The 13,320-nt window shown below is 36.8% G+C and carries 11 protein-coding genes and 1 pseudogene; 9 read left to right on the forward strand and 3 right to left on the reverse strand.

Translation table 11 applies throughout. The annotated features are described in order from the left end of the window. The first annotated feature begins 80 nt into the window (after positions 1 to 80). The 4 genes and pseudogenes from FA727_RS17815 to FA727_RS17830 form a co-directional block, all read left to right on the forward strand. Positions 81 to 542, forward strand: a complete 462-nt coding sequence (locus tag FA727_RS17815; RefSeq protein WP_438646634.1) for a GNAT family N-acetyltransferase — start codon at positions 81 to 83, stop codon at positions 540 to 542. Next, positions 514 to 942, forward strand: a complete 429-nt coding sequence (locus FA727_RS17820; RefSeq protein WP_136832899.1) for a GNAT family N-acetyltransferase — start codon at positions 514 to 516, stop codon at positions 940 to 942. The genes FA727_RS17815 and FA727_RS17820 overlap by 29 nt, the downstream gene beginning before the upstream one ends. 594 nt (positions 943 to 1,536) lie before the next feature. Then, positions 1,537 to 2,001 carry a DUF2231 domain-containing protein gene (locus FA727_RS17825; protein WP_136832900.1) on the forward strand — a complete coding sequence of 155 codons (465 nt, stop codon included), beginning with the start codon at positions 1,537 to 1,539 and terminating at the stop codon, positions 1,999 to 2,001. A 47-nt stretch (positions 2,002 to 2,048) separates the two neighbouring features. Next, positions 2,049 to 2,219, forward strand: a pseudogene (locus FA727_RS17830) (DapH/DapD/GlmU-related protein); the annotation flags it as partial. A 68-nt stretch (positions 2,220 to 2,287) separates the two neighbouring features. On the opposite strand, the gene FA727_RS17835 reads toward FA727_RS17830, so the two are convergent. Both FA727_RS17835 and FA727_RS17840 read right to left on the reverse strand, forming a co-directional pair. After that, positions 2,288 to 3,691, reverse strand: coding sequence for a DUF4179 domain-containing protein (locus FA727_RS17835; protein WP_136832901.1), 1,404 nt, complete (start codon positions 3,689 to 3,691; stop codon positions 2,288 to 2,290). Beyond that, on the reverse strand, positions 3,666 to 4,211 hold the full coding sequence (locus FA727_RS17840) for a sigma-70 family RNA polymerase sigma factor (RefSeq protein ID WP_136832902.1): 546 nt from the start codon (positions 4,209 to 4,211) through the stop codon (positions 3,666 to 3,668). The genes FA727_RS17835 and FA727_RS17840 overlap by 26 nt, the downstream gene beginning before the upstream one ends. 320 nt (positions 4,212 to 4,531) lie before the next feature. Here FA727_RS17840 and FA727_RS17845 point away from each other — a divergent pair, with 320 nt between their 5' ends. From FA727_RS17845 to FA727_RS17855, 3 genes are all read left to right on the forward strand, one after another. Next, positions 4,532 to 5,656, forward strand: coding sequence for a D-alanyl-D-alanine carboxypeptidase family protein (locus FA727_RS17845; RefSeq protein WP_246041950.1), 1,125 nt, complete (start codon positions 4,532 to 4,534; stop codon positions 5,654 to 5,656). A gap of 196 nt (positions 5,657 to 5,852) precedes the next feature. Continuing rightward, positions 5,853 to 6,881, forward strand: a complete 1,029-nt coding sequence (locus tag FA727_RS17850) for a DUF3231 family protein (protein ID WP_158318909.1) — start codon at positions 5,853 to 5,855, stop codon at positions 6,879 to 6,881. Between the two features lie 629 nt (positions 6,882 to 7,510). Further along, positions 7,511 to 10,621, forward strand: coding sequence for an alpha-mannosidase (locus FA727_RS17855; RefSeq protein ID WP_136832904.1), 3,111 nt, complete (start codon positions 7,511 to 7,513; stop codon positions 10,619 to 10,621). A 70-nt stretch (positions 10,622 to 10,691) separates the two neighbouring features. On the opposite strand, the gene FA727_RS17860 is transcribed toward FA727_RS17855, so the two are convergent. Then, a complete protein-coding gene (locus FA727_RS17860) occupies positions 10,692 to 11,234 on the reverse strand; it encodes a recombinase family protein (RefSeq protein WP_136832905.1) in 543 nt (180 codons plus the stop codon). 181 nt (positions 11,235 to 11,415) lie between these two features. Here FA727_RS17860 and FA727_RS17865 point away from each other — a divergent pair, with 181 nt between their 5' ends. Continuing rightward, entirely contained in the window at positions 11,416 to 12,879 is a 1,464-nt protein-coding gene (locus FA727_RS17865; RefSeq protein WP_136832906.1) for a SulP family inorganic anion transporter, read from the forward strand. A gap of 18 nt (positions 12,880 to 12,897) precedes the next feature. Beyond that, the gene (locus FA727_RS17870) at positions 12,898 to 13,317 is read left to right on the forward strand and encodes a universal stress protein (protein WP_136832907.1); all 420 of its coding nucleotides are present in this window, start codon (positions 12,898 to 12,900) and stop codon (positions 13,315 to 13,317) included. The last annotated feature ends 3 nt before the right edge of the window (positions 13,318 to 13,320 follow it).

A 13,320-nucleotide genomic window follows, 5' to 3' on the forward strand; every position in this document is an offset into this window, starting at 1 on the left:
TGAAGCTATTCTTCTTCAAGCAGGAGAATAGCTTTTTCTTGTTGAACTAGTTCAATAAATAAATCCAAGGAGATAAGATTTTGAGATTACTAGTAATGTTGCAATCAAATGATTTGGGAGAAGTAGTGAATATAGATAGTGAAGTGATAGGAAACGATAGCAGGCGTGATTACATCAAAAAGGCTATTGATGAAGCTAGATGCATAGGTATCAAACAGGAGAATGAGTTTATGGGATACTTGATTTTTGATACCCACTTCTTCGATTGTAGTTTTATTTCTTTGCTCATTGTTAAACCAACAGAAAGAAGAAAGGGATATGCCACTTCACTTATCCAGCATTTTATAAGTGTGGCACCTACCACGAAAATTTTTTCTTCTACGAACCAATCAAATAGACAGATGCATGAGGTATTTAAGAAAAATGGTTTTATCCAAAGTGGGTATGTCGACAATCTAGACGAAGGCGACCCTGAGATCATTTATTTTAGGAACAAAAAAGGGGAAAGTTACTATGAGCTTTTATATAACAAGAGAAAATAATAATGAATACAAGAATCATATCCATAACGAGCTTTACAAGTTCAATTTAGCACATTTTCCAGAGGATTTAGTAGGGCGATATGAGCAAGTAAACCTTTATATAAAAGGGGAAAACGATGAGATTCGTGGTGGGTTATTAGCTGAAATCTGTTGGAACTGGCTAGAGATTCACACATTTATGATCGACGAAGATATTCGAAGAGATGGTCATGGTACCAAATTATTAAATGAAATAGAAACGATTGCAAGAGAACGAAATTGCGATTTTATAAAATTTGATACTTTGAGTTTTCAAGCATTAGGATTTTACGAGAAAAATGGGTATCAAGTATATGGAAGTATCGATAATGTGGGTAGAGAATTTACGCATTATTATTTGAAGAAAGATTTAAGTTATTAATGAATTCCCTCTATAGATAGTATGTTGAAATTATACATAAAAAGGAAATTGAGGGGGAGGCTTAAAAATTGATTTACATAAATGGTAGGTTAATAGTGTATCTAGCAATTATAGGATATTTGTTAATTCGCGGAATTTTAATAGGTAGAAAATATAGAAAGCAAATTCAGGTTGATTTTAAATTCATAGTGTAGGTTGTAGTCCACTTGCGCTGATAAATGTTGCACTTGCACAAGGGAAGAATAGGGCGGGATTAAACTAGTTTTTGCTTTCTCATGTATTGGGTCCATTAGCAACACTAATTTCGTTATTTGTAGAAAAGATAAACTAAATTTCAAAATAATTAAAATAAGTTAATAAACCTACATCTGTATTAATACTCTTCAATGAAGGAGTTGTTTAGATAAAGAAGGGAAATATACATCAAGTATGTTTGCTCAATGTAACCCACGAGTGTAGTCAATTATTAGCTAAGAAATAGTCAACGTGATGGAAGGTCTTCTGTTAAAAAGGAATGAATATATATAAAGCATTTACCTGCTTTTTGGAAATATGATTAGATAATAATAATCGGTCACGAAGGAGGAGAATATATTGATTACCTTTCCTATTCATCCACTACTTGTGCATTTTCCGATTGCATTATTTTTATTTGGAGTATTCATACAAATAATTGCATTTTGGAAACCTACTTTCTATGAGAAAATGGCAACGTATCTCTTTCTAGGAGGAATAGTGGGTGGGATTCCAACATATTTAACAGGGAAATTAGATGAGGATTATGCAGAAGACTATTTTGGTGAAGACGTTAAAGACATAATAGAGATTCATGAGATTCTTGGGATAACCACACTAATTGTATTTAGTAGTATTGTCATAATTAAGCTAATTTTTAGAGATAAAAAGAGTATGCGCATACTTGTAATATTACTTTCACTTATTGGTGCAGGACTTATATCTTTCACCGGGCACCTAGGTGGGCAAATTGTGTACAATGACCAGCAGCTTCCTGAACTCCAAATTGATGACGGTTTTGAATTTGAATATGAAAATGATTAGGCGTGAATTAGAGTAAATAGATAGACAGATGTTACACTCAATGGTTAATTGGTAAAAATGTGTGGATTGGTTCAAACGCAACAATCCTACCTTACCTGACGATTGGGGAAAATTCTGTTGTGGCGGCCGGGGCAGTTGTCACGAAGGCTGTTCCAGAAAATATGGTTGTTGCAGGAGTGCCAGCGAAAGTTATAAAGTCTATAAATGAAAACATTTGAACATACAGCGATGAAGAAAAAACGGCATTAGCCCTATAAAATATAGAGCTAATGCCGTTTCTCTATTTCTATCTTAAATCAAACTCAATTGCTAAATCTGAAAACACCTTATAACTAGCATCGTCCATAAAAAGCTCTAAGGATTCTGGGTTTTCTACTTTTGGATAGGTTACTTCAATAAGATTGTCTTGTTTTTTATAAGAAATTGCCTTAAATAATTCCACAGTTTCATGGTTTATTATTGTTGGAACTCTAGGTAATGATGGGTCTAAATCCATTTCATAATAGACAACCGTTTTATCATTATCATGAATAATCTTTTCTACTCTAATTTTTGAATCTGTGTCCAGAATAGCTCCTTCTTGGAAAGGGGCGGTAAACTCATTCCAATTTAATCCGTTTCCGTCGCTTGTCGCTTCAACTCCATTAAATGTAACAATATACGGGACTATTTTAAAGGAATAGGCGTCATTTCCTCTAGGTATTTCAATAGTTTCATTTTTAGTTCTCTCAGAAATAATAGGATCATAGGCATTTGCACCATTACTGTATGATCCCGATGCCCGGCTAAAGTACACAACTCCATCTGGTCCAAAAGCCACGATTGAGCTAAAAAGAAAACTATTTTCAGGCATATTTTCTTCAAGCTTTATGGAGGTTGTCGTATTTAGTTTTAAAAGTGAAGGAGTCAAATGAGCTTCATTTATCGAGAGTCTATTTCCTGTCTTGTCTGTTTTTTCAGCTATGTCAGATTGCTGAATATCCTCTTCTTCTTTTGGCATATCAAAGGAAAAAGACCAATTTCCTTCAATCTCATTTATTAATTGTATTTTGATTTCTATTTCAGGTTCAGTGGATAAATTTCCTAAATCTGTGAATTGAATGATATTCCCTTCAGCGACTAATTCTTCTGTATTCAGTCCACCAAAACCACTGGTGCCTTTGGACTCCCCATTCACAATCAGGTCCATAGTAATGTTAGTTTCTTTATCAGTCTCTATTGAGCTAATCGGGTCTAACCGAAGTGAAATAGCCATGCGCTGGTTATCAATATATCCCTCTTCTAAAATGACTTTAATACCTTTGTCTTCAGACGCTAGTGATATATTTTGAGTATTTCCTTCAAGTGCCATTCTTTTTAAACCTTCATCCCCTTTGTTAAAAAAGATACTATCTGAGTAGGGAATAGCTGCATGATTTGGTTTTGAAGCAGATTTCTCAGGACTAGGAGTAACTAAGGTTCTGTTACCATCAATGCCAAACCCTGGAGAGTAAGAAGAAAATAATAATGCTCCAATGGCTAGAACGAAAACAGATGCAATTCCTACAATGATGTTATGTTTAATATTGAAGGAACGATTTTTACTCTTTTTTGCAGACAGTAACGCTGCCTGAACGGTATCATTAACTTTTTTTGTTGGTACGGATACGTGGTCTACCATACTTTTAATCTCTCGTTGAAGTTTGTCCATAAGTTTCGCCTCCATTTTCAAGTTTTGCCCTCAATAATTGAAGAGTACGATGCAATTGGGATTTAATTGTTCCTTCTGGAATGCAAAGTATTTCAGCCATTTCATTTATGGAATAACCATAATAAAACCTCAAAAGTAACAGTGTTTTTTGCTGCGGTTTTAATTTTTCAAAAATGATGTCTAGATCCATGGTCATAACGGTCGTGTTTTCTTCATTTCGTCTAGGGTCGAACCAATCAGGTTCTAGCGTAATGACATCCTTCGCTTTTCTCAAATGATCAATAGCTGTGTTTATGAGAATACGTGTTATCCATGTTGAAAAATAATTCATATCCTTTAATTTTTCAAAGGATTTAAATCCTTTTATGATGGTGTCCTGTAAAATGTCCAATGCATCCTGTTCATTTTTCACGTATGAATAGGCAATTTTATAGAGCTTTTCCTGTTCGTTCTTAATAAGTGATTCAAATGAATGCTCTTCTAAATCTGAACTTCTCTGAAAGAATTTAAGAATAGACATATAATGTTCACCCCCTTCAATTTGTATTGACGCTCTATATTTGACCTTGACGACTATCTACTCATTAGACAGTGTTAGGGTTAGATCCGTTCCATACTGTAATAAAATAATTTGCATTAATTATATTATTACATACACTTTCCTTTAAATGGGAGAGACAAGTGTGATGCTTGTAATATGTTCTTAACATTTTTATGTTAAAATAGTTCAGTACAAATTTATGAACTCGGGGTATTGGACTGATGAATAATTTGAAAATGGATGGTTTTAAAAAGATTACCTTCATGTTTTTGATAATGACATTGTTTATAAATATATTTTTGAATAATAAAGCGGCTGCTACTGAATTAGATGTAGCTCCTGAAATTACAAGTGAATCAGCCATTTTAATAGAAGAAGGTAGTGGAAGGGTTTTATATGAGAAGAACCCGGATCAAATCATGTATCCTGCTAGCTTAACAAAGGTAGCTACCGCTATATATGCCATCGAGAATGGGAATTTAGATGATATTGTTACGGTTAGCGAAAATGCTAGAAGTGTCGATGGTACTAGAGTCTATTTGGAGGCTGGTGAGCAGGTTCCGCTAAAAAAGTTAATCCAGGGATTACTAATTAATTCTGGGAACGATGCTGGAGTTGCAATAGCGGAGCATTTACATGGGTCCGTGGAAGCATTCGCGACTCATTTAAACGGTTATTTAAAAGAAATCGGACTGGAGAACACAAATTTTGTTAATCCACACGGTTTATTTGATCCTGAGCATAAGACCACAGCGAGAGATTTGGCTTTACTTACGCAGTATGCGATGCAAAACGACATCTTTCGTGAGATCTTTGGAACTGTAGAATTAAAATGGGACGGGGAAACCTGGGATACTACTCTCATCACTCATCATAAGTTGTTGAAAGAGCAACCATATGAAGGTGTTACAGGTGGGAAAAATGGATATGTTCAACAATCCCAACAGACTTTAATTACGACTGCTAAAAGAGGGGACTTGTCTGTTATAGCTGTTGTCTTAAAAGGACCAACACAAAAAGTTATCTACAAAGACACGAGAACACTTCTTGATTATGCATTCGCCAATTTCCATATGGTCTCTATTCCAAAAGGAAATGAATACAAAACGAAAGAACGAAGCTATGTTACGAAAGATATATTCGCATTTCCGATTGCACAAAATGAAGAGTTTAAAGAGAAAATCACAAGTGATGGTCTCTTAAAAATAGTGAATCAAAATGAGGAAGAGATTCTTTTATATCCACCGAGTGGACTGGAAATAACTGAAATAAAAACGGAAAAAGAAGTAAAAGCTGCCGCGGTTGAAGAAAAGGATCCTTTAGTTAATTTAAACGGTTTTACGCTGGTTTCTGCTATTACGATACTGGGAATTATTTTGTTCCTGAGATTCCGAATGAGTCGAATTCGTGCAAGAAGGTTTTGATTTCGGATAAACGTACCTAAATATTTTTTCAAAACACCAGATGCGTACATTTGGTGTTTTTTTTATAATTTGCATAAGCAAACTGGTTAAAGCATTTAAGTGCTTTTTTTCTTGTGTACATATTTCTATAAATGATTGGAAAAATATTGGTAATTGCATTTTGCATAAATGTTACTTTTTGAAAGGATTGAAACTAGTGAGTGATTTTAGGCAAGAGGGAGAAATTCCTCATAACGTGAGACTTACAGCACCAGAGATTGCAAATCTTTGGACCCAGTTTCAAAGTGATACGATGGCTATATGCGTTTATATGTACATGCTGAAAATTGTTGAAGACAAATCGATTCGTCCGATTTTAGAATATGCATTAACCTTAGCAGAGGGACACGTGGCCAAGATTAAGGAATATTTTAGGGAGGAAAAATTTCCTATTCCTCATGGTTTTACGGAGGAAGATGTGAATTTAGCCGCTCCACGCTTATTTTCCGATGAATTTTGTTTGATCTACACGCAAATTGCAAGTATTCACGGCTTAGCAGGATATGCTGCAGCCTTATCCACGAATACACGTCGTGATATTCGTGATTATTTCGTTCAAAATCAAAATGAAACGATGAAACTTTTTAACCTAGCTACCGATCTCATGTTAGAGAAAGGAATTGTATCTAGGCCACCATTTATTAATCCGCCTAATCACTACGAATTTGTTCAAACCGAGAGCTTTATCCAAGGTATTCTTGGGGGAGAAAGGCCACTGAACTGCATTGAAATCAGCGATATATTTTGGAATTTGAAAAAGGCGCAGTTAGACAAAGCTTTATGTATGGCATTTGCTCAAGGTGCCCAATCACAAGAGGTTAAGGATCTTTTTTGGCGTTGGGTTAAGATGATGGGAAAGCATGTTGAAATTTTAGAAACATTATTGTCTAATGACCGATTACCTTCTCCAAGAGCGGAAGATGCCGAAATAACGAATTCCACGATTTCTCCTTTTTCTGATCGTCTTATCATGTATCATAAAATGATGATAAGTTCATCTCAGTTAGGTTTGTATGGAACAGCGCTTGCTACTTGCCAACGATATGATTTAGGTTTACATTTTTCCAGACTTTCGGTGGAACTCGCAGATATATTGAAAGATGGATATAAGTTAATGATTAAACATAAGTGGGCTGAACAAGTGCCATTAGCGGATGATAGAGAAAAACTTTCTGGTCAGCGATGAGGTTTAGTTTGAATGACTGGAATCAGTTTTTCTTTTGAAGCCCATAATTGATCTGCCCTCACCTAGAATCCTAATGGTTCTGTTGACGTGAATTCCTAAAAAACATACTAAGAGACTCTCCAGACCAATGCTTATTGAATTAGGCGTTGGTTTTTTGCTTTTTATCCTAAGAATACGAGTTCCTAGTTTCAAGAGGTTAACAATGAAACATAATTCCCTTTAAACATAAGGAGGATATTCCTCAAAACGATGGAATATTATTCAGTAGGAAAATGTACATAATTAATCAGGAATTAATAAAGGGGAAAGCAAATTGAGTGATATAGAAGTGATTGAAACATACAAAGACCAGTTAAAAAATATTCTTTGGAGCAACTCAGGTACATATCACATATCTGCTGAAGGAACTTTGTAACGACCTTTTGATACCGGCTTCTTCTTTTGCTGAAATATTTCACATTATTGATTGGCTGGCAAGTGTGGGCTTGATATAATGTTAATAGTCAGAAATCTTTTTAGGGTTCCTCCCCTCTTTGTTTAACAAAGTTTCGAGAAACTACAACATATATGTAAACGTTTACATAGACAGAGGGACCTGTAGATAAAAACATAATAAATGAGGTGTGGCTATGTTTTTAACAGAAAGAAAACTAGAGGCAAGAATCAAGGAGTTAGCAGCATATCGTTATCGTGACGGCATTCAATTACATGAGTTTCAAGCGATGGAGGATGAGGGAGAAGTAGGAACTTATCCGCCGGCAAGTATGGATGGATTTAATTTAAAACAAGGTGATCAGTGGAAAGGTCGAGATCGCTATCTTTGGTTACATACCACCATCGAGATTCCTGCTGAATGGAAAGGGAAAAAAGTCGTTGGTTTATTTGATTTTGGGCGCACTGGTGGAGGAAATAACTCTGGTTTTGAGTCCTTGTTGTTCGTGAACAACAAGCCTTATCAAGGAGTGGATTCGAATCACCAAGAAGTCTTTTTTCAAGCAGAACAAATTGGAAAAACGGTTGATTTACACTTCCGATTATGGTCGGGCCTTGAGGGTGGCGGAGAGCCCAAAATACAAAATTACACACTTGAAACGGCGAAATTATGCTGGTTAGATGAAGCGACGGATGACCTATACTATACCTCACTTGCTGGTTGGCAAACGATTCAGGAGCTAGGGGATGAAAGTCCGGAAAAGCACAAAATTGTAAATGCCTTAAACAGTGCCTTTATATTGCTTGATTGGAGTAAGCCAGGCGACGATTCGTTTTATAAAAGCTGTGAGCTAGCAAGGGAAGCTCTGCAAAGTAGTTTACGAGAAATTGAAAAGCATCATGCTGTTACAATCCATTGTGTCGGACATACCCATATTGATGTAGCGTGGCTATGGAGATTGAAGCATACGCGTGAAAAAGCGGCTCGTTCTTTTTCAACAGTTCTGCGCTTGATGGAGCAGTTTCCTGAATACTTTTTCCTTCAAACCCAGCCTCAATTATATGATTATATCAAAAGTGATTATCCTGAAATCTATGAAAAAATTAAAGAGCGCGTGAAAGAGGGACGTTGGGAAACGGAAGGTTCGATGTGGCTAGAAGCGGATTGTAATATCCCGAGTGGTGAATCCTTAGTGAGACAAATTTTACATGGAAAAGCGTTTTTTAATCGAGAGTTTGGGGTGAACTGTGAGTATTTATGGCTTCCAGATGTGTTTGGCTATAGCTGGGCACTTCCGCAAATTTTGAAAAAATCGGGAATTAACACGTTCATGACGACGAAAATCAGTTGGAACCAGTACAATCGTATGCCTCATGATACGTTTCATTGGAAGGGGATTGATGGAACGGAAATCTTGACTCATTTTGTAACGACTCCTGAGCCATGGAATCCGCCAGATTCTTGGTTTTACACGTATAACGGTTTATTAACAGCTAAAACGGTCAATGGAGCATGGAAGGCTTATCGTAACAAGGATGTTAATCAGGACTTGCTCATTTCCTATGGATATGGAGATGGGGGAGGCGGAGTAAATCGAGAAATGCTAGAGCTTCGTCGTAGATTTGAAGATATGCCTGGTCTCCCAAAGGTGAAGACTGCAAAAGCGGGAGATTTTTTCAAAAAGCTTCATGAGAAGATTGAGAATACAAATGAGTATGTGCATACATGGGATGGAGAGTTGTATCTTGAGTATCACCGGGGCACGTATACGAGCCAGGCTTACAACAAACGAATGAATCGAAAATTGGAGTTGGCTTATCGAAAAATCGAATGGTTGTCTGTATGGAACGCCTTGCTTTCAACTTGGGAAAAGTATCCGAAAGAGCAGCTTGAAGCGGGATGGAAGATTATTTTGCGAAATCAATTCCATGATATTATTCCAGGGTCTTCAATCAAAGAGGTATATGAAGATTCGAAGGTCGAGTATGCAGAGGCTGAGGATATTCAAAATGAAATCATGCAGCAGCAGGTGGTAGGGCTAATTGAATCAGACTCTAAGACGTATACGGTTCTGAATGCATCCCAATGGGCGGATGAGCAGATTGCTCAAGTTCCATTTGATGAAGGAAATGGTTATTGGGCGTCAAAACAGGGTGAGAAACTGATTGGTCAACGAAATGAAGAAGGCTGGTTAGTGAAAGTGGAGAAACCATCGTCCTTTGGTGGTGTCGAAATTGAATTTCATCAAGGAGAGGTATTAGAAGATAGTCCATTCTTCTTTAATGAAGACGTATTGGAAACTCCTTTTTATTCAGTAAAATGGAATCGTTCGAAGCAATTAGAATCGTTGTATGATAAGGAAGCAGAGCGCGAAGTCATTAAGACTGGCCATAATGGGAATGTCTTTCAAATTTTTGAAGATAAACCTTTATACTGGGATGCGTGGGATATCGATTTATTTTACCAGGAAAAAATGGAGGAAATTACGGAACTTGTCTCAAGTGAGTTGATCGAGAACGGACCGTTGCGGGCTGTGGTTCGAACCATTTGGACATACCAAAACTCACAGATTGAACAGGCGACTATTTTCTATGCGCATAATCGACGTATCGATTTCCAAACAAAAGTGAATTGGCATCAGAAGAATAAGCTCTTGAAGGTAGCGTTCCCAGTGGATATTCGTACGACCGAAGCGACGTATGATATTCAGTTCGGAAATGTGAAGAGACCAACACATTGGAATACAAGCTGGGATATGGCACGCTTTGAAACAGTTGGTCATCAGTGGGCTGACCTTTCTGAAACGGGTTATGGTGTGAGTCTATTAAATAATTGTAAGTATGGCTATGACATTAAGGAAAACACCATGCGTCTATCACTATTGAAGTCGGCTGTATATCCAGATCCTACTGCTGACCAAGGAGAGCATGAATTCACGTATTCCTTGCTTCCGCATTTGGGTGATTGGCGAGAAGGGCAAACGGTTAAGCAGGCATGGTATTTGAATCATCCAGTGAAGGCTATAAAAGGTGGATTTGCTCCAGAAGAAAAGTCGTTTGTGAAGATCGATGGCGAGCATGTCATTGTCGATGCGATTAAGAAAAAAGAAGATGACAATGCCGTCATTATTCGTCTTCATGAATTTGAGGGCAGACGAGAAAAAGTGAAATTGGATTTCACGATACCTGTTGAAAAATGGGTGGAAACGAATTTAATGGAGCAGGTTGAAGGAGAAGAGAAAACAGGGGATATTGAATTCACGCTCAACCCTTATGAAATTAAGACACTTCTATTGTATTTTTCTTAAACGGATGGAAAATAGCTCGAATGAATGTTAAATTCATTCAAGCTATTTTTTTGTGCTGAAGTACTTCATTCTAATTCTCTAAATATCGATATAAAGTCGATTTACTTATTCCTGTTTCCTCTTTTATTTGGGCTAATGTATAGTTTTTACTTTGGTACATCTCAATCGCCCGTTGCACATTTTTGTCTGGTTTCCTTGGTCGTCCTGTTGTTACTCCTTTTTGTTTGGCCTCAGTTAACCCTTGTTTTGTTTTCTCACTAATTAAATCACTTTGAAATTCCACGAGATGTCTGACAATCTCATAAAAACTATGGCCAGCTCCATTACTCGTATCAATCCCCTCTTTTAGAGAGAAGATAAAAGCACCTTTGGAGTTTATGACTTCTAACAATTCCACTAGATGACGTGATGAATCGGCTAAAGTAGATAATTTTGATATGACGACTTTATCTCCGCAATCAAGATTACTTAATAGAGTTTTAAGTTGGATTCTTTTTTTAGGGGAGGAATGTTCTTCTGAAAGAATGCTGTCACATGGGATAGCTATTAAATTTTTTCGCTGTTCTTCACAGTTTGGATCATCTTCAGACGGTCTCATATATCCAATTAACATAGCAAAATCTCCTATTTTATAAAACGTTTACACAATTATAACATGAATGATGTTAAGAAACTTTCCCAAAAAGGTTCATTTTTGGAACGAAAGGTGATAGACTATTCAAGTGAGTTTTTGTAGTTATCACCTTTTAATAGTGTATATCCTTAGTTTACTATAGATTTGGAGGTTTTAAAAAGTGGTTGAAAAGATTAAGAAAGATTGGTTTTCCAATATTAAAGGAGATATCCTGTCTGGGATTGTTGTTGCCTTAGCTCTTATTCCTGAAGCGATTGCTTTTTCGATAATCGCTGGAGTAGACCCGATGGTAGGGCTGTATGCCTCTTTTACAATGGCAGTCATTATCGCATTTGCAGGTGGAAGACCTGGGATGATTTCGGCCGCAACAGGTGCTATGGCATTGGTAATGGTACCATTGGTAAAAGATTATGGATTGGAATATTTGTTTGCTGCTACTATCTTAACGGGAATCATTCAGATTCTATTTGGAGTATTTAAAATAGCAAGACTGATGAAGTTTATCCCGAGAGCTGTCATGATTGGTTTTGTAAATGCACTAGCCATTTTAATCTTTATGGCACAAGTTCCTCATTTTATTGGAATCTCGAAGATGACATATATATTTGTGGCTATTACTTTATTAATTGTTTATGTCGTGCCAAGATTTTTTAAGGCAATACCGGCTCCATTAATCGCTATAATTGTCTTAACGGCAGTAACTATTTTTTCTGGAGTGGAATTAAAAACAGTGGGAGATTTGGGGATCATTACACAAACGCTGCCATCCTTTTTGATTCCTAATGTACCGTTTTCATTAGAAACATTGGCTATTATTTTTCCTTATTCTATTTCCTTAGCAATTGTTGGTCTTTTAGAAAGCTTGTTAACGGCATCGATTGTTGATGATATGACTAGTACGGAAAGTAACAAAAATCAAGAGGCGCGAGGTCAAGGAATTGCTAATATTGTCACTGGTTTCTTTGGTGGAATGGCCGGCTGTGCGATGATTGGCCAATCGGTTATTAATGTTAAATCTGGTGGACGTGGGCGACTATCTACGCTGATTGCAGGCGGATTTCTCATGTTCCTGATAATTGTTTTGGGAGACTTAGTGGTTCAAGTTCCGATGCCCGTTCTTGTTGGAATCATGATTATGGTATGCATTGGTACATTTGATTGGAGTTCTTTCTCTTATATCCGAAAAGCTCCTAAATCGGATGCCTTGGTTATGTTAGTAACGGTAGCAATTGTCGTGGCGACACATGACTTATCTAAAGGGGTTATCGCTGGAGTCATTTTAAGTGCAATTTTCTTTGTTGCTAAAATTTCAACGATAAAGATATCAAAAAATCAAGAAGCCGTACAAATCACTTTTAACGTAGAAGGACAATTATTCTTCGCTTCCGTAGATAATTTTGTAGATGCTTTTGATTACACGGTCGAAAATCAGAATATCTATATTGATTTCTCTACTGCTCATGTTTGGGATGACTCAGCTGTTGGTGCGATAGATAAGGTAGTCATGAAGTACCGTGAAAATCATAATCGAGTCACCATTAAAAATCTAAATGCAGCAAGCAAGAAGCTTGTAGATAAATTAGCAGTATTTCATGATCCTGAAGGAAAGCTTTCAACACATTAATGTATTGGAGTGATGACCTTGTACAAGAAGATTATGTTAGCAATGGATGGATCCGAACATTCATTAAGAGCGGCAAGTGAAGCGATTAAGATAGCTGCTTTAGATAGTGAGAGTAAAATCGAAATGGTGTATGTAGCTGATTTTTCTAAAGCAAAGAGTGAGGTTCTCCATGCTCAGGGACGGGAAGATTTGGAGCATGCTAGAAGAATTCGACTTCAACCGGTAGAAGACCTTATGAAATCGAACAAAATCATATACGATGTACAAATCTTACATGGAGAGCCTGGCCCAGCTCTCGTTGATTATGTGAATAAGGAAAAGTTTGATTTAGTTGTTATCGGAAGTCGTGGCTTAAATGCATTGCAGGAAATGGTTCTTGGAAGTGTCAGTCACAAGGTTGTCAAAAGAGCGAATTGTCCAGTTCTCGTCGTTAAGTAATTT

The organism is Robertmurraya kyonggiensis (assembly GCF_005116465.1).
GTDB lineage: Bacteria > Bacillota > Bacilli > Bacillales > Cytobacillaceae > Robertmurraya > Robertmurraya kyonggiensis.